We start from the raw sequence: 18882 nt of genomic DNA, 5'->3' as shown, positions 1-18882 counted from the left end.
CAAAAAGTGCTGCGGCAGAACGCCCATGCAAACACTCCTTGACGGAAAACTACTCTGGAAGAAAAAGGTCGGGCAGCTCAACTAACCTGACAACAGGCATCATCAAAACGGTACCGACTGTCAGATCAAGTCTGAACTACTACATCGACAAAGGTTGGCAAAGCCTGACGCACCGCCAACAAGAAGTTTTTACGCAGATTGCCGTGCCTGCCACAAGCCTCGAATGCAAGCTCTGTGGAAACGACATAGAGCCTTTTGAACTTGGCCTCGGTGGAAAATATTGTGGAGCGTGTGATAACCTAATGGCAAAGAACGATTAAGCCGCGTAAAAAGGAGATAAAATGCTCTATCTCACCGACGGAAATGAAAAAATTATAACAAGCTACACTGTATATGGGCATATGTATGATATTGGAGCCTACAATATTATACACTTAACACTCACGACAGATAAAGGGAACATAGCATTTGAATTGTGTTGTGATTCTAATACGGATTCAGCGACAGCCATGAATGCCATCATACAAGCTACATCTAGCGATATAGCATTTTCACTGTATAGTGAACGCAAATACATGTTTATATCGTCAGTCGATAGCATATCTGGCGACACGATTGATAGCTCATTAATATGCAAGGTGACCGGGTGTATGATACAGCCGACCTAAACAGTACATATTTTTCAAAATCCCGCATCCTGTAGAGTTCACGCTGGATGCGGGACTTCTTTACACTCCACCCGTACTCAAGCGTGTTGCTGCCCCTCATACACGCTGGCCGCAGCAGCCAGAAAGCCCGAGCGGGTCATGCCCGCGGCCCTGGCCTTGCGGTCGATCATCTCCAGCTTGTACTGGCTGAAGGACACGGCGATTTTTTTAATCTGCGCGTCCAGTTGGGGTGCCAGCACCGGGTGCAGCTCCGTGCCTTTGGGCAAATCGCCCATATCCAGCCTTGCAGCCTGTTCGTGCAATTTGACCATAGCCTCCGCTCTGGAACTCGGAATTGGAATGGGGTCGCCATCATCAGCCAGACATTCCAGATAACCAGCCAGAGCCTCAGCCGCCATGGAAAAAGCCTCTTCCAGACTGTCCCCCTGCGAATTGCAACCGGGCAAATCGGGGAAAAGCACGGCATACACGCCATCTACGGGGATAAAGCCCGCGTAATACACTGCCATGGTGTCCTCCTATTCGGATTCGATATACAGGGCATAGTGAGCTGCCAAGGGGTACCCCCCTCTAGCGCATGCTCACTCCTGATTGTTGTTCAATGCTTTTGAGCGTCCAGGGGTTCAAATCTCCCGGGTGGAACGGCACCTGCACCTTGCCCGGCTTGGCGGGGTGTTTGTAGTTCCGGTGGCTTGTCTTGCCTCCGGGCTGTTCCACCCAGCCATCCGCTTCCAGCCGTTTTTTCACTTCCTTTGGCTTCATGGTACCTCCCTGTTGAAAGTACAGTATATAAAAACTCCATACCTGTCAAGATTGGTATGGAATTTTTATATAAAATCACACACAGCGCACGGTCATCGTTGGTCAACTGCCCACCGAAATGGAATCCACGCCCCGGCGCTTGGCTTCTTTCACTGCTGCCCGCTTGGCCTCGGTGAAGGTTCCGGTATGGAAAAACATATCACCCTCTCCCATGTGAAAGGCCCAGGTTCCACAGCCCTTGGGGCACTTACGGTGCGCACAGATGTATTTGAAGTAGGACACCCTGACGCCGGAGAGAATGCTGCTCACCGTCATGACTACGCCCTCGCTTCCTTGCGGGCATACTTGACCAGAACGGGGTTGGTGCGGGTGGAAAGGCCGATCCAGTTGCCGTCCTTGTCATAGCCGCGGGCAGCCAGCTCGAATTCCATCATGGCCTGCATATCGACCTTGCCGTTGGCGACCGCACACAAAAAATCCTTGCTGAAGAAGCTCATGCCGCCGAAGTCGTGATCCAGAGAGAAGTTCAGTTCGGGGTTGACAATCTTATCGTATGACATGGCTAACTCATTGAATTAGTTGTGTTCCGTTGTGTTGAAGGGACTACAACTTAGCTTTCGCAACTGGTCAAATTCTTTGTTGAACTTTCCAAATCTTTCTTTTTCGGCTGCCTGCACAGCACGAACTTATCCAGCATGGCCATGAGGCTGCGGTGCCCGTCGCAGTGGCGCATATAGCCCGTAAATGACGCCACCCGGGCGCGGATGAAGTCCAGATCAATCTGCCCCGCGCCGTATCGGCGAGCCATACTCCTGAAGGAACGGCGGGCGCGGGCCACCGTGCGCTTGCGCGGGAGCACATGGCTTGTCCAGTGGCGATATCCACAAAGCGGATGGGCCAATGAATGGCATGTAGGCGCGTCCAAAAGGCATCATCATCGCTCTTCATCTTGGGCAGTTCGTTCGTCAGAAAGAAGAGCAGGTGGGTCTGCTCCCAGCTCGTCATCAATTTGTCGTTGATGCCGCGGGCCGTGATGATGGAACCGCCCGTCAAGTCCTTCAATTTGGACATGGCGATCTTCTGGCCGGACTCGGCCTCCGAGGCAAATGCTATCTTGGCACCGCGCAGGGCCATGATGTCCGGTTCCGGCTGCGAGCTGGAGCGTTGAAAACTCTGCTGCAACAGCATGGCCGTGGGTATCTTGATGGCCAGAGCGCCGCCGAGCACCTTGCGCACCACCTTCATCAAGGTGTCCTTCCCGTTTCGCCCCCGGGGGCCATGGAAAATTGCCCAGATGTGGTCTGGACGGCTTCCGAGCAGGCCATATCCCAGCAAACGAAGGATGTACTGCACCATCTCTTCGTCACCGTCGAAACTGGAGCGCAGGAACTCGAGAAAGGTGGGGCTTTTGTTCGCCAGCCCCTTCCACTCAGTAGGGCAAGCGTTCAGAATGAACTGTTCCGGTTTCCCCGGGGATTCCTCGCCAGTGCGCAGGTCGATGACACAGTTCGGGCAGGCCAGCAGGAACTCCTGTTTGTCGAGTTCCTCACCCTCGATGCAGAGCGGTTCGTCAATGGTGGCCGCGCAGTCCAGCAGATTTTCCCGGCCAGCCCGATCCCGCAGCACGTTGAGGCGCTTGCGCACCAGCTTGGCCATATCCGATCCGTCCTCGGCATCATCGCACTCCGTGAGGATGCGCTGATACTCCTCACAGATACGTTCGACCGCCGCCAGGGAACGCCGGGAATTGATGTCTTCCTTCCAGTGATTCTCGGCCCAGTGGAGCCAGCGGCCCCAGCGCTCAACAAAGACAAATTTCCCTCTGTGCATCTGCGCGTACAGGGTGGCATCGCCCACGCGATTGCCAAAAAGGCACGTTCTAAGAAAATCTATGGGGATTTTCTTTTCCTGCGGCTTATCGTGAGCGGGAGCTGAGGACTGTTCCTCATCAACCCGCGCCAATACTTGCTTTTTGATGTCGTCAGGGCTTTGGTTTTGATCGTTCATATGTCCTCCGCCTTGCTATGGGTTTTCCGGTTGCGAACCTGCGAGAGTCCGTTTGTCCGCCCGGATTTTCCGCAAAATCTGAATGAACTCCGGGATGCGCGCACCCTTGCCGCTGAAAATGGGCCGGAAGGACCCACAAGGCAGGAGGCGAACATGGGAGCATTTGGCTTGTCTCTTAGAGAGAGGGGTGGAAGGGGGGCGAGGGTCGCGCCTTCTGGGACGGGCTGCGCCCTAAAAAGGAAGCAGCCGCCATGCTCCCTGCTGACGGTCAACACGAACGCAAAGGACGCACGTTGAACGTAGAGGAGCCTGGCGGCTGCACAAACAGATACAAACCAAGGGTACTGGACGGAGCTTCCCTGAAAGGTGGGGCTATAGTGGGGCCAACGGTGGAATAGCAAAAAACAAAACGGGCTAAGAGAACTCGTAAATTCTCTTAACCCGTTGATTTTCTTATGGTGCGAAGGGGAGAACAGATTGTGAAGTCATCTATTTGTTTTTATTTGAATAAAAAATATTAAAAATTTTTATACCAACGTCCATACCAACAAACTGGATTTATTACCGGAGTTCGAATCTATTTCGGGCACCCCACTATGGTATTTTATAAGCCATTTTTGTCCATATACGTCTATTCTATCCCATTTTTCTGGAAGCTGCAAAGAGCCTTACCACTTGACTTGACACCTATTGATAGTACCATGAGTCATAAACAATAAACGCCGTAAAATCTTAGAAGCCATATTTGCCGGTTCGGTCAGCCCTGCCATTTCTTGGGCCGACATTGAGGGCGTATTCAAAGGGTACGGTGGTGTCATCAAAGAAGGGCGAGGTTCGCGAGTCTGGTTTATTTGGGAAAAACAGGTAGCCGTGTTCCACCGCCCTCACCCGTAGCCCACTACCGATAAGGGCGCGGTCAAATCAGTAAGACGCTTTTTTGCGAATATTAGGATTGAAGCCATGAATACACTCACCTATAAAGGCTATCAGGGACGTTTTGAATACGATTCTAATGCCGATATTTTCCACGGCGAAGTCCTGCATCTCAATGACGTCGTGACCTTTCAAGGCCGGTCCATTGATGAGCTGAAACAGACGCTTGCGGATTCCGTAGAGGATTATTTAGCGCTTTGTTCTGAAGTAGGCAAAGAACCTGAAAAGCCGTTTTCTGGCCGATTTAATATTAGGATTTCGCCAGAATTGCATCAAAAAATTGCAAAAAAGGCTGCCGATGCTGGGGTAAGTTTGAATAATTGGGTTCTTACCAAATTAGAACAAGGCGTTATTTAGGCACAAATGTCAGATCTCATCATACTCGCTTTTATTTAATTTTCACGTAGGAAGAATAGTATAATGTCAAACGAAATAATTTTTATATCGCCGGGCTGGTGGGAAGTGGGGGCCACGATAATTGCAGGTTTATTAACTGCATTTTCAACTTTTGGCGCAGTAATATATACTAATAACCGCACAAAAAAACAATTGAAAGAACAAGCAGATAATTTTGAAAAAGTACGTAAAGACGAATTTAAACAAAGTAAGTATGTGCTGATAAAAGTTTCTCTTATGTTGCAAACATTTAGCAACATACTTGATATATTAATAGTGAATAACGATTATAATAGAATATTACTTTTTTCAGGTGAAGATGGTTTTGATTTTTATGATGATTTTAATAAACTATCAAATCAAAAATGTAGAATTTTACAAATTGAGAATAATTCAGATGTAGGAATTAAAGATATTATTGCAACAACTAATACTGAGTTGAGGAATCTTGATACTGATTCAGTTTATAGATATTCCACAAAAAATGAAATAAGTTTCTTGCGTAGTTATGAAAAAATAATGATAAGACTAACAAACCAAGAACAATTCGAGAATATCATCGATATGAACAAAAACTCTATTCAAAGTTTATTAAATTTTATATGTAAAATTGAGTATTCGACTCTTGCTAATCAACGTATTACGTATGCCTATGAAATAGAAATACGTAATGATCGGCGTATTGAAATAAAGAAAGATGGAATTGAATCAATTGTTGATTTTGATGATGCAATAGATTTGAATACAAGTATTTTTAGAAATTTACAAGATAGTATTTCAGTAATAGATAGAAGTGATTATAGTTGGGAAAAAATGGGAAAGGCACAAATGAGAGGTATGATGACTCAATTTTCTCAACAATCTTCTCAAGAGATAAATACTAATACCACACAACCACATGATGAGCATAAATATTAAGATCGCTACAATATGTCGAGTTCCGAAGAAAACTGATGATGTAGACAGGCAAGAAAGGTAGTTTTCTGTGTCCATAATTGGCATGTTGGAGCGGTAGACAAAATTATTAGGTTATAATTGGGTCAGCGGTATCTGTTTTTATAATTGTTTTTTTAGTTTGTACTTGCCCCATCAGCTCTCCTCGAAACGCTCTGATCAGGATGGCCTTTTTCATCAGGTCGATCTGATTATACCTTGTCCGACCAAAAGGCAAAATCATGCGCTCTCTTGGAGCCGGTTTTGCCCGCGCCAAGCCGGTTCCGGCGTACCTGCCGTCGGCCTGCTGCTCCGGTTGCAGCCCTGCGTCGTGTCTTTGAACATGTACCGGGAGCGGCAAAAGGGACTTTGTAGGTACAGCCGTTTGTAGTTGACACTTGTTTTGTTAGTTAACTATGTAAAAATAAAAGGTAAAAAATTTTAAGAAATTTTTAATACCCTAAAATCTACCCGGCAGAAATTGGGATGAAAAAATACGTTCCAGAATGATATTGGTCTTTAAAGCCAGCCAATAAAATAGCTTGAACGCCCCACCAATAGAAACAGGTGAGGCGTTCAGGGGGTAGACCATATTTAGGATGTTAGAGACGTAACTGTAAGAGAGAGTATTAGCGCATGGATTCCGCCAACTCAGGATATTTTTTCATGAGTGGGGTGCATCTATAGCGGGTCGCCCAGAATATGGCCACGGTTGCCGCCACGAGACAGATCAGCGCTCCGAAGACGGAATAGTGAATTCCCATTTCGGATATAAACAATCCGCAAAGTGCTGTGCCGATAGCCGTGCCGGAGTTTGCCGAGGTCAGAAAAAGTCCGTTGGCGAACTCGGGCGCTTCAAAAGCGGCGTTGGCTATCATATACTGACTGTTATTGCTGGAAAGGCCGGTGAGGATGCCGAACAGCAGGACGATTCCCAGCATGGGGATAAAACTGTCTCCAAGAAGAAACAATGATGCCAGCACAACGGTCAGCGCGAAGGGGGTGAGCCTGATCGTCCAGTGAGCATCAACGGCAAGCAGTTTGCCTGCAAGGACATTTCCCACGATATTCGCCGCTCCATAGATGAAGAGAACAATGCTGATAATGGTAAACGGCAGTTGTGTAACGCTCTTGAGATAGTCCGAAAGATAGCTGAAAAAGCCGAATACGGCCCCGTTCGTGAAAACAACAGCGCTCACGGCATACCAGAGAACGGGTTTCTTCAGCACCCGCAATTGTTCCCCATAGGAAAGCCTGCCTGTCACCGGCATGGTCGGAATGCACACGAGGGTGGCCAAAAACACCATACCGTTCACGGCGGCAAAGAAAAACATTGCCATAGCGTAGGACGTTTCGCTGGCAATAAAGCTGGCGGCGGGAACTCCCAGCACCATCCCGGCGGAAACGCCGATGAAAACCTTTGCGACCGCTTTGGGCGCGTCTTCTTTGGCAACCGACGTGGCGGCTACAGTAAAGGCCATCGAAACATAGACCGGGTGGAATATCGCCGGGATAGCCCGTGAAACCAGCAGAACAGCAAAGCTCTCCGTAAACATGGAAACGACATTGCTGATGATGAACACGCCAAGGGCTGACAGCATGACCGTCTTTCGGTCAAATCGTGAAAAAAGCATGGGTGTGATCGGACCGCACACGGCGATCACCAAAGCGAAAACCGTCACCGTCCATCCCGCCTCCGGCACCGAGACCTGAAAAGTATCGGCGATCAGGGGCAACATGCCGATGACTCCCATTTCAGTATTCAGAATGCCGAAGACGCCAAAGGTCAGAATAAGGACAAGCAGGCCGCTGCCGCCTTCTGTCTTGTTATGCATATCAAACTCCTTTTTTCAAAAGTCCGCTTCAAAGTAGTTGTACGACTTGTTGGCGTCGTACTCCAAAGTGAGATAGTCTTTGTGGATTATCATAGCAAATACTTATATCAAATATGATGATATAAATTTTCACAATATTACTAACACAAGTATAGACATCCAATTATGCATAAAAAAAGCGAAACCGCAACAACATACGGTTTCGCTTCTAGAAAGGGCACAAGTCAGAATCTACAAATTGGACTTGAAGAAAGCCTCGATTTTATCGAAAGGAATGACATCTATCTTGTCATACAGGTCCGTATGACTGGCATTAGGAATAATCAGCAGTTCCTTGTTGTCGCCAGTGAGCTTCTTGAAGGCGTCTTCGCTGAAGTAGCGCGAATGGGCCTTTTCACCGTGGATGAGAAGCACCGCGTTGCGTATCTCGCCCGCGTAGGCCAGCAGCGGCATATTCATGAACGAGAGGGGAGAGGTGGCGTTCCACGCTCCGTTGGAATTGATGGAACGGGGATGGAAGCCGCGCTTGGTCTTGTAGTAGTCAAAGTAATCCTTGACGAACTGCGGTTCATTTCCCTTAAGGGAGGCGGGCAGCCCTGCCTGTGATGGAGCAATGGTTCCGGATTGCGCATCCTTGGTGCGCTGTTCGTTCAGCTGCCTGCGGGCCTCATAACGTGCATCGGCGTTCATGGCGTCAAAGTAGCCGTTGGCGTTGACGCGGCTCATGTCGTACATGGTGGAGGCGACCGTCGCCTTGATGCGGGTATCCATAGCCGCCGCATTCAGCCCCATGCCGCCGAAACCGCAGATGCCGATGATGCCGATGCGCCCCGCATCCACGTTCTCCAAGGTGGTAAGGAAATCCACAGCCGCGCTGAAATCTTCGGTATTGATGTCCGGGGACGCCACATGGCGCGGTTCGCCGCCGCTCTCTCCCGTGTAGGAGGCATCAAAGGCGAGCGTCAGAAAGCCGCGCTCGGCCATCGTCTGGGCATAGAACCCGGACGCCTGCTCCTTGACCGCGCCAAAGGGGCCGCTCACGGCGATGGCCGCCAGCTTGCCTTCGGCCCCCTTGGGCATGTAGAGGTCGCCCACAAGGGTGATGCCGTAGCGGTTGGTGAAAATCACCTTCCTGTGGTCAACCCTCTCGCTCTTCGGGAATATCTTGTCCCAGCTTTGTTCCAGCTTCATTTCTTTGCCGTCCTTCAGAATAATGGTGTCAGGTGTCCCGTTGGTCGCCGCCCATGCGCTGCCCGCAAGGGCAGTCATTCCCAGAAAAATCCCTGCCGCCACTTTCTTGCTCATGTTCATGGTATCTCCCCGGTTTTCAGATGGACCGGAAAAAAGGACGTTGGCCGCCTTCCTTCCGACGTTTTTTCCCGTTTACCCTGAGCAAGGAATCATGGCAAATACTTATATCAAATAGGATGATATAGATGTAAAGAATATCATTTTGCGAAAGAAGCGGAACCGTCCGGGGCAGGCCGGAACAAAAACGTCATACCGCCTTCAGGCTCTTCAGGAGGACGGCTCAGACCGTTTCTCCGAAAGCCGCCTGGACTTTCTGGAGAAATACCTCAGCGGCGGGGGAAAAGACCTGATACTTTTTCCAGACGATGTTCAACCCCGACTCCAGCCTGGGCTCCAGAAAGCGGAAACACAGATGACTGTGTTCCGAAGTGTTGACCAGCCCGTCCAGAGTGACGACATGGCCTACTCCGCTTTCGGCGAGGAGGGCTGCGTTATAGACGAGGTTGAGCGTCGCCACTACATCCAGCTTTTCAAAATCGTCCTTAAACCACTCGATGAATTCATTTTTTGCCGACGTGCGGCGGATGGCCTGCCGCGAAAGGATAAGCGGCTCGCCGAGCAAATCCTGTCTGGTGATTGCCTGCCGTGCGGCCAAGGGGCTGTCCTTGCGCGTGACGACCCCCCAGACGTCCTTTTCAGGCAGGTTGACGTAGTCGTATTTGGAGAGATCGGCGGGCTGGATCAGGACGCCGAAATCCAGCAGCCCCTTGTCCAGCCGTTCCGCCACGTCTTCCAGATTGCCGCTGTACAAGTGGATATGAATATTCGGGTAATCCTTCCGCAGCTCATGAATGACCTCGGCGACATGCCGCATGACGCGCGTTTCTCCGGCTCCGATGTGAACATCGCCTTCAACGCTTTCTTCCTTGACGGCAAACTCCGCTTCCGTCTTTTCAATCATGTCCACAACCTCTTCCGCGCGCTTGCGCAGGCGCATTCCGTCAGGCGTCAACGAAACGCTGTGGCTGTGCCGCACAAAAAGTTTGGTTCCCAGCTCTTCCTCAAGGTCTTTGATCTGCCGGGAAAGCGTCGGCTGCGTCACATGCAGAAAATTGGCCGCCCCCGTCACGCTCCCCTCTCTGGCAACCGCCAGAAAATACCGCAATACCCGTAACTCCATAGCGAGAGACCTCCCTGGCCGGATTGATCGTAGTTTCTTAAGAAATGCCTGTCAAGCATTTCATATTATTTGATATAAGTATTTGCTATTTATAAGGGGCAATCCTATTTTCCCATCAGACAGGAGGTGAAAGGGAGTGATTGATCCTCAATTTGCGGTGGACCGCAACCTGAACGATGCGGGATGCGATGAAACGACCCAAAAGGCTTTTCTGGAATTATGTGCTCTGAGAAAATGGAAAGAAGGAATCCATCTTCTCCAAAGGCATAGAATGACGCTGCTTGATGATGTTCATGAAGGCCAGAAGAAAATTGACGCCCTCGACTTTCTTCTCTTCAAGATGCGGCATGATGCCGATAGATAAAGCCCATAGTTCACAGAGATACCCTCTTACTCTGTTCAGCAAAACAAAACCATCATTTGAAGGATAGTGTTATGAATAAAACATTGATTGCGTACTTTTCCTATCAGGGGCACACCCATCAGCTGGCACAGCACATTCAGAAAGCCACAGACGGGACGTTGTTTGAAATCAAACCGGCTCAGGCATACCCGGACGATTACGATACCTGCGAGGCCCAGGCCAAAAAGGAAACCCGCGAAGGGTATCAGCCGGAACTGGCGGAAAAGTGCGACATCGCACCGTACAGTACGATTTTGCTCGGTACGCCCAACTGGTTCAATACGATGGCTCCGCCTGTCGCCGCCTTTCTGGCTGCCCATGATTTCACCGGGAAAACCATTCTTCTCTTCTGCACCAACGGCGGGGAAGGAATGGGCCATATCCTGAATGATATTAAAAAGTTGGCAAGCGGTGCCGCCGTAGGGGACGGCCTTGAGGTGTACGAAGGCGGTCTGACTGCCGCGGGGGAAAAAACCGCCGCGTGGCTGAAGAAAAACGGCCTGGGGAGGAAGTAATGAACGCCGTCATGAAGAGCCTGCTGGCGCACCGTTCCATCCGTTCCTATCAGGACAGGCCCGTTTCCGAGGAAGACCTGACCCAAATCATACAGGCCGTGCAGGCCGCTCCGAACTGGGTCAATGTGCAGCTTGTTTCGGTCATCGCCATTAAAGACGCTGAGCGGAGAAGTCACCTTTCCGTCTTGTGCGGCAATCAGAAACATATTGCCGAAGCTCCGGTTTTCCTTGTGTTCTGCGCCGATTATTATCGAACCTGGCTTGCCTGTAGAGCAAAAGGGCAATCCCTGGATACTGTTCTGGAAGATATGGATACCGTCCTTGTCGGCGCTCACGAAACGGGCATTGCCGTGGGAACAGCGGTTGCCGCAGCCGAATCTCTGGGGCTGGGAACCGTCGTCATCGGCGACATCCGTCAAAACCCGCTTGAAGTCATCGCCGAATTGGGCCTGCCTCCCTATGTTTTTCCTGTCCTTGGCCTTTGCATCGGCTATGCGGCGGAAGACCCCGGACTGAAACCCCGTCTGCCCATGCGGGCGATGTTCTTTGAGGAGCGGTACGATACCAACCTCGAAGACGCGCTGAAGTTCTATGACGCGCAGTATGCCGAATATCTTAAGATAAGACCTTTCAACAATCGCGTCGGTACCTGGACGGAGCTTGTCAGCGATTTCTACAGTACCCCATATCATTATGCCTATACGGAGGAAATGCTCCAGCGGCAACATTTCCTTGGAGGAGCGGCGTCCCCCGCGCAACGTTGAAGGTCATCGTCACAGGAGAATCATTATGGAAAAACGTATGGTTTTTTGGAATACGACGCCACGTCATACCCGGCGTGACGCATTGAAGGGGCTTGCCGGACTCGCCGTCGCCGTGGGGGTTCTTCCTCTTGCGCCTCTTGCTGCCGTTGCGGCTGATTCCTCCCGCAACATCCTCATCGCGTATTTTTCCCATACCGGCAATACCCGGACCGTGGCCGAGATGATCCATGCCGCCGTAGGCGGAGACATGTTTGAAATACGGGCTGCGGAACCCTATCCGTCCGAACATTCCGCTACGGAACGCAGGGCAAGAAAGGAATGGGAAGACAATGCGCGCCCGGCTCTGGCCATAGAATTTCCCGTCGATATGAGCGCCTATGACGCCATCTTCATAGGGTACCCGAACTGGTTCAGAACCACGCCCATGATTGTCCGTACCTTTCTTGAACAGTTCGGCTTTGCCGGGAAAACCCTCGTTCCCTTCTGCACGCATGGAGGGAATGGGCTTGCCGACTCTCCGCGCGATATAGCCCAAAGCTGCCCGCAGGCAACTCTTGTCGAGGGTTTTGCCGTCCGTGGTTCACGTGCGGCAAAGGCCCAGGATGATGTCCTGGCCTGGCTTCAGGAGAAAAACTTTCTGACCCGATAGACCGTTCCGTTTCTTTCCCCGCGACCTCAGACCACAAGATAATAAGGAGTGATAACCATGCGTATGAGCTTTCATTTTTACAATCCTACCCGGATAGTGTTCGGTTCCGGCACACTGAACGAACTTGGCAATCAGGCTTTGCCCGGCAAAAAGGCTCTGCTTCTGATGTCCTGCGGCAAGTCGGCAAAAGTGAGCGGTGCCTATGACCGCACACTGGAGCAACTGAAAAAGGCGGGCGTGGAAGTGGCCGAATTTGCCAAGGTCATGGAAAATCCCCTGAAAGATATGGTGATGGAAGGCGCGGCCTTTGCCAGAGATAACGGCTGCGACTTCATCGTCGCCCTGGGGGGCGGGGCCGTGCTGGATTCCGCAACGGCCATTTCCGCCATGGCGACCAACGAAGGCGACCTGTGGGACTATGTCTGCGGAGGCACGGGCAAGGGCAAACCGCTAAGCCGTCCCGGTCTGCCTGTGGTGACGATCACGCTTACGGCAGGAACGGCCTCGGAAATCAACTGCTGGGGCGTTATTTCCAATCCGAAAACTCAGGAAAAAATCGGTTTTGGCGATCCGATGCTCAATCCTGTTCTCGCCATTGTGGACCCGGAACTGATGAGGACGATTCCTGCGCGTTATACGGCATATCAGGGCTTTGATGCGCTGTTCCACAATACGGAAGTCATGATGTCCAACGGCGTGAATATCCTGAGCGAAACCATCGCACTGTCGGCCATCAGCAACATCGCCATGTACCTTCCCCGTGCGGTCAGAGATGGTCGTGATTTGGAAGCGAGGGAACATATCGCCTATGGCAGCACGATGGCGGGCATGACCATGCAGTTGACCAGCACAACCGCCCAGCACAGCATGGAACACTCCATGAGCGCCTACCACCATAATTTGCCTCATGGTGTGGGCCTGATCATGATTTCCAAAGCCTTCGCCGAATTTTTCATGGAACGTCATGCCTGTGACGCTCAATTTGTCAAAATGGCAAGAGCTATGGGTATGGAACATGCCGATAAGCCGCGAGATTTCATCACGGCCCTTGTCGGGTTGCAGGAAGCCTGCGGCGTCGCTGATTTGAAAATGAGCGACTACGGTTTTACGCCGGATGAGTTCATGACCTTGGCCAAAGGGGGGCGCTCCATGCAGGGAGGGCTGTTCGCGGCCAATCCCTGTGAAATGACTGATGAGGATTGCGCCGCTATCTTTGAAAAGTCCTATAGATAGCCTATCAACACGATTGGCGGACGTTTTGAGGGGCCTGTGCTCCAGCTCGAAAACGTCCGCCAAAAAATCAGAAGAGCATCATGAATATTCTGGTATTGAACGGAAGCCCTCGTCCCAAAGGCAATACGAAGCAAATGGTTGAAGCCTTCCGAGAGGGTGCCCTCGCATCCGGGCATCAGGTAAGCATCGTGGATGTCTGCCGTAAAAAAATCAATGGCTGTCTGGGATGCGAACATTGTCATACCAAGGTCCCCGGAGAATGTATTCAGAAGGATGATATGCAGAATGTCTACGCGCTTCTTCCGGATGCGGACATGCTCGTCTTGGCATCCCCTATCTATTATCACGGCCTTTCCGGACAGTTGAAATGCGCCATCGACCGTCTGTACTCCATCGCGTATCCGTCAAGACCGCCTCGTCTGAAAAAGATTGCCATGATTTTAAGCTCCGGTGACGCTGATATGTATGATGGTGCCCTCTTCTCTTTTCGCGGGGATTTTCTGGGTTTTCTCGGCTTGGAAAATATGGGTGTCTTTACGGCGCACGGGAAAGAGAACGGTTCCGCAAACAAGCTGCGTGAACTGAGAGACTTCGGATTGTCGTTAAAAGAAATAGGAAAGGAAGAATAAATATGGACATGGTTCCGTTGAACAATGGTGTGAACATGCCCATGCTGGGCCTCGGCACGTATGCGCTTCGCAGCGGGGATTGCGAACGCTGTGTGCTGGAAGCTCTTGAGCTGGGCTACCGTCTGTTTGATACGGCCCAGATGTACGGCAACGAGCGGGAGGTGGGGAACGCGCTCAGGCGCGGCGGCGTACCGCGCGGCGAGATGTTCGTCACCACGAAACTGTATCGGCCCAGCGCATCCTATGCGAGAGCGAAACAGGGCATTGAAGCCTCACTGAACGCCCTGCAACTCGACTTCATTGACCTGCTGCTGATTCATGAGCCGTACCGGGAAGCGGAAGAAATGTATCCCGCGCTGGAAGAGGCCTACCGGGCCGGGCGGCTCAGGGCCATAGGTGTTTCCAATTTCAACGCATCCCGCTACGAAGCGCTCCTGCGTGCCTGCACGGTGATTCCGGCGGTCAATCAGGTCGAGGCCCATATCTTCTTTCAGCAAAGGGGACTGCTTGAGGAAATGAAAAAACACGGTACGCACATGCAGGCCTGGAGCCCCTTTGCCGCCGGGAAAAACGATTTCTTCAGCAATCCCGTACTCCGTGCCCTCGGTCTCGCCCACAACAAGACTCCAGCGCAGATAGCCCTGAGGTATCTGGTCCAATTGGGCATTTCCGTGATTCCCAAATCGTCTCACCGGGAAAGGATGAGGGAAAACCTCGGCATCTTCGATTTTCAGCTGCCAGACGAGGACATGCAGCGGATACGCGCTTTGGACGGGGGAAAAACCCTGTTCGGCTGGTACTGAGCGAACGGAAGACATACCCCGTCCCCCTCATCAGGCAATCAGGAGGCCACATGCACCGACGCGATTTTCTCAAATTTCAGGCCGCTGCGGCGCTTTCCATCGGTGCTGCCGCGTTGAGCTTCCCGCCCCGGCTTCTGGCTGATGCTTCTCCCGATATCGCCGTGGTCAAGGGCGGCCCGGCGGCCGCGACCAGAGCCGCCGTGGAGCTGCTCGGCGGCATGTCGGCTTTCGTCAGGCCCGGCCAGAAGGTGGTCATCAAGCCCAATATGAGTTTTGCGGCGGATGTCGCCAGCGCAACCAATACTCATCCCGAAGTGGTGCGCGAACTTCTGGTCATGTGCCTGGAAGCCGGTGCGGGAACAGTCCGTATCCTTGACCACGCCTTCCAGAGCGGAACGCAGCCGCTTGAGCGATCGGGCATCCTTGACGCCTGCAACGGCGTAAGGAACGGCGTCTGCCACAACCTCACCCATGAACGCTATTATCAGGAAACCACGCTCAATGATGCAAGGGACATGAAAACCAACGCCGTCATGAACGACGTGTTGGACGCCGACGTGCTCATCGCCGCGCCTGTGGCGAAAACCAACACGTCCACGGGCGTCAGCCTGTCGCTCAAGGGCCAGATGGGATTGATTCTGGACCGTAATGTCATGCACTGGCGCTACGACCTTGACACGGCCATCGTCGATCTCGGTTTCAGGCTGAAGCCTGCGCTGGCGGTGATCGACGCATCCCGCGTCCTCAGCACCAACGGCCCTTATGGGCCGGGCAAGGTGCTGACGCCGGGAGAAATCATCGCCTCCGCCGACCCGGTCGCCGCCGACGCCATGACGGTCGCCTCGTATGAATGGTATGGCCGCCGTATCCAGCCGCGTCAGGTGGCTCATATCGCCCAGGCTCACGCACGAGGGCTGGGGCGCATGGATATTGAAAACATGCATGTCCGGCGTTTGAGCCTGTAACCGGAAAAAGGGCATCGTATGGGCGGCAAGTTGAGACGATTTGTGCAGGCGAGCTGTTTGGTTCTTTTTTGTCTGCTTCTGGGAACGGCTGAAACTGGGAGTTTTTTCGGTCTGCCGTCAGACCTTTTCCTGCGGCTTGATCCCCTTGTCGGTACGGCGATACCTCTGGTCACCCGAACCCTTATCCCGGCTCTTTTTCCCGCCGTGTTTACCATCCTGCTTGCCATATTGGCCGGGCGCATTTTCTGTGGCTGGCTCTGTCCGATGGGAGCGACGCTGGACATTTTCGGAGGTGCAGTTCGCCGCCTCCTGGGAAGGGGAAAAAGCGGTAAGCGCCACGTTTCGGCCCCTGTGCCGCGAAGCCTCAAATACCTTATGCTGGCCGTAATCCTGGCCGCCGCTCTCTGCGGAGTAAATCTTGCCTTCTGGGCAAGCCCCATTCCTCTGACGACACGGCTTTATGCGCTTGTCCTGCATCCGCTGGGGCTGGAGGGCATCGGTCAGGGCCTAGAAGCGGTCTCGCCGCTTCTGGAACGGGCTGGAGCGATCGATTGGTTATACTGGCACCCGGACACACGATATTTTTATACTTCATGGTTTGTAGGCGCATTCTGGTTTGCCCTCATCGTGCTGGAGAGCGCCAGGCCGCGTTTCTGGTGTCGCTGCCTCTGCCCGGCCGGGGCCTTGTTGGGGCTGTTTTCCCGGTTCGCATTCTGGAAGAGACATGTTTCGACAAACTGCACTTCCTGCGGGCGCTGCTCCGCACAATGCCCGGCGGGGATTCTGAAAGAAAATCCCGCGCTGTCGCAACCTTCCGAATGCCTGACCTGTCAGACATGTGTTTCCGCGTGTAGCCACAAGGCCGTTTCCTTCGGCTTTGGCAACAGCCCATCAGCATTCTCTTCCCCACATCACCCCATGCTTCCCGCGCGGAGAGCCTTCTGTGCGTCTCTTGCCGCCGGAGCGGCTCTTGCGGGTCTTTCCCATGCCGATGCCTTATGGCCATCAACGGCATCGGGAGGTCTGGTCAGGCCACCAGGCAGCCGCCCGGAAACGGACTTTCTAAACCGCTGTCTGCGCTGTGGGGAATGCATGAAAGCCTGTCCCACAGGAGGCTTGCAGCCGATCTGGTTTCAAGCCGGTTTTTCCGGGATGTTCACACCATTTCTTGACCCTCGTTCCGGCGCGTGCCGACCGGACTGCGCGGCCTGCGGGGCCGTTTGTCCGACGCAGGCCATACACGCCCTGCCGCTGGAAGAAAAGAAATGGGCCAAAACAGGCACCGCCGTCATTGACCGGAAAACCTGCCTCGCCTGGGCGGAAGACAGGCGCTGCATGGTGTGCAAAGAAAACTGCCCTTACGGCGCGGTGGATGTCGTCGTGCAGAAAGGACATAGAGCCCCGGTGCCGGTTGTTCATGAAAAACGCTGCTACGGATGCGGGTTCTGTGAAAAGCACTGCCCCAAATCTCCTCCGGCCATTGTGGTTGAGCCTGTGGGCGCGCTACGCCTGAACGATGCCTCCTTTGAAAAGACGGCCAAAGCGGCGGGGCTGGAGCTTGAACCCGGACAACATCAAGGGAGAACTGCTGAAAGTAATGAGGGAAAGCTGGGTATCCCTCCTGGTTTTTTGGAATAACCTATCCTAATCGTGAGAGAGAAAGGGAGAATAACAGCGTACCAAGCATTATAAAAAGTACCGCAATGCCCCCATTCTTCCACCACCCTCTCTTGGCTTCAGCGAACCTCTTTGCGGTCAAAGCACCACAAAATACTCCCCCCGCGAGACACAGCCCGCTGATAAGCCAGCCGGAGGGCATGTGCAGGACTGCCGCCAGAGGCATATCCCGCCCGGTGTCGATACGGAAGCCTGCCCAGAGCATCAGGCTCCCGTAGGCCAGCAGGCAAATCAGGGCAAGCAGCCACATCGGCACCAAGCTGTCGTATTGAATCTTTGAGGCAAGGTTTCGCGCCTCCTTCACCACGCTGGCGGTGAGTCGGGCTTGGGCTGCGGCAGTCTCCTTTTCGGCGGCAGCGGCCATGCCGTCCATGATGGCTCTGGACGCTCCGGCGATTTTTTCCGGCAATGCCTCATAGTAGACGCGCTGATATTCCATCGCGGCCAGCAGCGGCCAGAGGGCGTCATCCTCCCGAAGATGCAACCTGCTGCCGACCTCCCGCAAACGGGCCGCTTCCGCCTGGGACAATTCCCTGCCGCACGCCTTGCCGAGCTCAATCACGCTATCCATGCTCATGACGCTTCTCCCATAACGGATTCAAACATTTTCGCGCAGAGCGTCCGCCAACGCTGCAATTCCGCCCGTGTGCCGAAGGGCATTTCAGGCTGGGCGGCGCGGATGGACATGCGTTTGGAATAGAGCCAGTCGGCCACGCGACCGGCGACCGCCGGAAAGTCCAGCGTCATGCCGTTTTTCTCCACCGCTTCCCGCGCTTTGGAACTGTTATACATATCAAAACGCTGTGCCTCGCCAAAGTACAGATTCCGGCAGACATGGATGGACACGTCCGTGAACACTTCCTGAAAGGAATGCAGAAGCTCTATGGAATCGCGGTGCCGGTTGATTATCCAGAAAACAGTCAGCTCGCGTTGCATTTCCCGCAGAGCTTCCTTCATGATGTCCCCATAACTCGCTGTGCTGGTCTTGGTGCGGGCGGCGGCATTGATGACCACGGCGTAATCCGGGTAGTTCTGCACGCTGTCCAGCAACTCCGCCCACCCGTCGGCATCGTCCAGACTGTTCAGACGGCAGAGCAGATTCGGCAGGGCAAGGTCTTTGTGCGCCTTGAACACGTCCGGGTTGTCGGTATCGGTATCCACAAGCAGGATGTTCGCGTTCCTGTTGAGAAGATAGTCCACGAGGGCGAAGGAAAAGAGGCTCTTGCCGACGCCGCCCTTGCTGCCGCCCACATAGAAAACGCTGGCCTGGATGTTCATG

22 protein-coding genes are annotated in these 18882 nt (G+C 52.8%); 12 read left to right on the top strand and 10 right to left on the bottom strand.

All coding sequences use genetic code 11. The features are described from left to right. A partial coding sequence (locus KH208_RS04885; protein WP_291434332.1) for a hypothetical protein occupies window positions 1-320 on the top strand: 320 nt, incomplete at its 5' end. Between the two features lie 425 nt (window positions 321-745). Here the strand turns inward: KH208_RS04885 and KH208_RS04880 are convergent. The 5 genes from KH208_RS04880 to KH208_RS04860 form a co-directional block, all read right to left on the bottom strand. Beyond that, on the bottom strand, window positions 746-1177 hold the full coding sequence (locus KH208_RS04880) for a type II toxin-antitoxin system HicB family antitoxin (RefSeq protein ID WP_291434331.1): 432 nt from the start codon (window positions 1175-1177) through the stop codon (window positions 746-748). A 61-nt stretch (window positions 1178-1238) separates the two neighbouring features. After that, on the bottom strand, window positions 1239-1430 hold the full coding sequence (locus KH208_RS04875; protein WP_291434329.1) for a type II toxin-antitoxin system HicA family toxin: 192 nt from the start codon (window positions 1428-1430) through the stop codon (window positions 1239-1241). A gap of 102 nt (window positions 1431-1532) precedes the next feature. Continuing rightward, window positions 1533-1745, bottom strand: a complete 213-nt coding sequence (locus KH208_RS04870) for a hypothetical protein (RefSeq protein ID WP_291434327.1) — start codon at window positions 1743-1745, stop codon at window positions 1533-1535. A 2-nt stretch (window positions 1746-1747) separates the two neighbouring features. Beyond that, window positions 1748-1990: a hypothetical protein gene (locus tag KH208_RS04865; RefSeq protein ID WP_291434325.1), complete on the bottom strand. Its 243-nt coding sequence runs from the start codon at window positions 1988-1990 to the stop codon at window positions 1748-1750. A gap of 67 nt (window positions 1991-2057) precedes the next feature. Then, window positions 2058-3437: a phage/plasmid primase, P4 family gene (locus KH208_RS04860; RefSeq protein WP_291434323.1), complete on the bottom strand. Its 1380-nt coding sequence runs from the start codon at window positions 3435-3437 to the stop codon at window positions 2058-2060. A 960-nt stretch (window positions 3438-4397) separates the two neighbouring features. Between KH208_RS04860 and KH208_RS04855 the strand changes: the two genes are divergently transcribed. Both KH208_RS04855 and KH208_RS04850 read left to right on the top strand, forming a co-directional pair. Next, window positions 4398-4727, top strand: a complete 330-nt coding sequence (locus KH208_RS04855) for a type II toxin-antitoxin system HicB family antitoxin (RefSeq protein ID WP_029435715.1) — start codon at window positions 4398-4400, stop codon at window positions 4725-4727. A 63-nt stretch (window positions 4728-4790) separates the two neighbouring features. After that, on the top strand, window positions 4791-5684 hold the full coding sequence (locus KH208_RS04850; RefSeq protein WP_291434319.1) for a hypothetical protein: 894 nt from the start codon (window positions 4791-4793) through the stop codon (window positions 5682-5684). 644 nt (window positions 5685-6328) lie between these two features. Here KH208_RS04850 and KH208_RS04845 read toward each other — a convergent pair. The 3 genes from KH208_RS04845 to KH208_RS04835 form a co-directional block, all read right to left on the bottom strand. After that, complete coding sequence (locus KH208_RS04845) at window positions 6329-7534, bottom strand: MFS transporter (RefSeq protein ID WP_291434317.1); 1206 nt, start codon at window positions 7532-7534, stop codon at window positions 6329-6331. Between the two features lie 231 nt (window positions 7535-7765). Beyond that, window positions 7766-8839 carry an alpha/beta hydrolase gene (locus tag KH208_RS04840; RefSeq protein WP_291434315.1) on the bottom strand — a complete coding sequence of 358 codons (1074 nt, stop codon included), beginning with the start codon at window positions 8837-8839 and terminating at the stop codon, window positions 7766-7768. A 226-nt stretch (window positions 8840-9065) separates the two neighbouring features. After that, the gene (locus KH208_RS04835; RefSeq protein ID WP_291434313.1) at window positions 9066-9965 is read right to left on the bottom strand and encodes a LysR family transcriptional regulator; all 900 of its coding nucleotides are present in this window, start codon (window positions 9963-9965) and stop codon (window positions 9066-9068) included. A gap of 136 nt (window positions 9966-10101) precedes the next feature. On the opposite strand from KH208_RS04835, the gene KH208_RS04830 reads away from it, so the two are divergent. The 9 genes from KH208_RS04830 to KH208_RS04790 all read left to right on the top strand — a co-directional run bounded on the left by KH208_RS04830 (window position 10102) and on the right by KH208_RS04790 (window position 17564). Then, window positions 10102-10329, top strand: a complete 228-nt coding sequence (locus KH208_RS04830) for a hypothetical protein (protein ID WP_291434311.1) — start codon at window positions 10102-10104, stop codon at window positions 10327-10329. A gap of 71 nt (window positions 10330-10400) precedes the next feature. Beyond that, window positions 10401-10883 (top strand): flavodoxin, encoded by a 483-nt coding sequence (locus KH208_RS04825; RefSeq protein ID WP_291434309.1) that lies wholly within the window; start codon window positions 10401-10403, stop codon window positions 10881-10883. Continuing rightward, complete coding sequence (locus KH208_RS04820; protein WP_291434307.1) at window positions 10883-11647, top strand: NADPH-dependent oxidoreductase; 765 nt, start codon at window positions 10883-10885, stop codon at window positions 11645-11647. Before KH208_RS04825 ends, KH208_RS04820 begins: the two co-directional genes overlap by 1 nt. 25 nt (window positions 11648-11672) lie before the next feature. Further along, window positions 11673-12296 carry a flavodoxin gene (locus KH208_RS04815; RefSeq protein ID WP_291434305.1) on the top strand — a complete coding sequence of 208 codons (624 nt, stop codon included), beginning with the start codon at window positions 11673-11675 and terminating at the stop codon, window positions 12294-12296. Between the two features lie 96 nt (window positions 12297-12392). Then, on the top strand, window positions 12393-13529 hold the full coding sequence (locus KH208_RS04810) for an iron-containing alcohol dehydrogenase (protein WP_291434304.1): 1137 nt from the start codon (window positions 12393-12395) through the stop codon (window positions 13527-13529). An 80-nt stretch (window positions 13530-13609) separates the two neighbouring features. Then, window positions 13610-14158 carry a flavodoxin family protein gene (locus KH208_RS04805; RefSeq protein WP_291434303.1) on the top strand — a complete coding sequence of 183 codons (549 nt, stop codon included), beginning with the start codon at window positions 13610-13612 and terminating at the stop codon, window positions 14156-14158. Between the two features lie 2 nt (window positions 14159-14160). Continuing rightward, window positions 14161-14961, top strand: coding sequence for an aldo/keto reductase (locus KH208_RS04800; RefSeq protein ID WP_291434302.1), 801 nt, complete (start codon window positions 14161-14163; stop codon window positions 14959-14961). 50 nt (window positions 14962-15011) lie between these two features. Continuing rightward, window positions 15012-15926 carry a DUF362 domain-containing protein gene (locus KH208_RS04795; RefSeq protein WP_291434301.1) on the top strand — a complete coding sequence of 305 codons (915 nt, stop codon included), beginning with the start codon at window positions 15012-15014 and terminating at the stop codon, window positions 15924-15926. Between the two features lie 18 nt (window positions 15927-15944). Then, window positions 15945-17564 (top strand): 4Fe-4S dicluster domain-containing protein, encoded by a 1620-nt coding sequence (locus KH208_RS04790; protein ID WP_291434300.1) that lies wholly within the window; start codon window positions 15945-15947, stop codon window positions 17562-17564. A 1-nt stretch (window position 17565) separates the two neighbouring features. Here KH208_RS04790 and KH208_RS04785 read toward each other — a convergent pair whose 3' ends face one another. Both KH208_RS04785 and KH208_RS04780 read right to left on the bottom strand, forming a co-directional pair. Then, window positions 17566-18180 carry a hypothetical protein gene (locus tag KH208_RS04785; protein ID WP_278732195.1) on the bottom strand — a complete coding sequence of 205 codons (615 nt, stop codon included), beginning with the start codon at window positions 18178-18180 and terminating at the stop codon, window positions 17566-17568. Further along, window positions 18177-18881, bottom strand: coding sequence for a protein mobD (locus tag KH208_RS04780; protein WP_291434299.1), 705 nt, complete (start codon window positions 18879-18881; stop codon window positions 18177-18179). Before KH208_RS04780 ends, KH208_RS04785 begins: the two co-directional genes overlap by 4 nt. Window position 18882: the final 1 nt, after the last annotated feature.

It is taken from the genome of Desulfovibrio sp. (assembly GCF_018379785.1).
Taxonomy (GTDB): Bacteria; Desulfobacterota; Desulfovibrionia; order Desulfovibrionales; family Desulfovibrionaceae; genus Desulfovibrio.
This window is presented reverse-complemented; position numbering and strand designations above follow the sequence as displayed.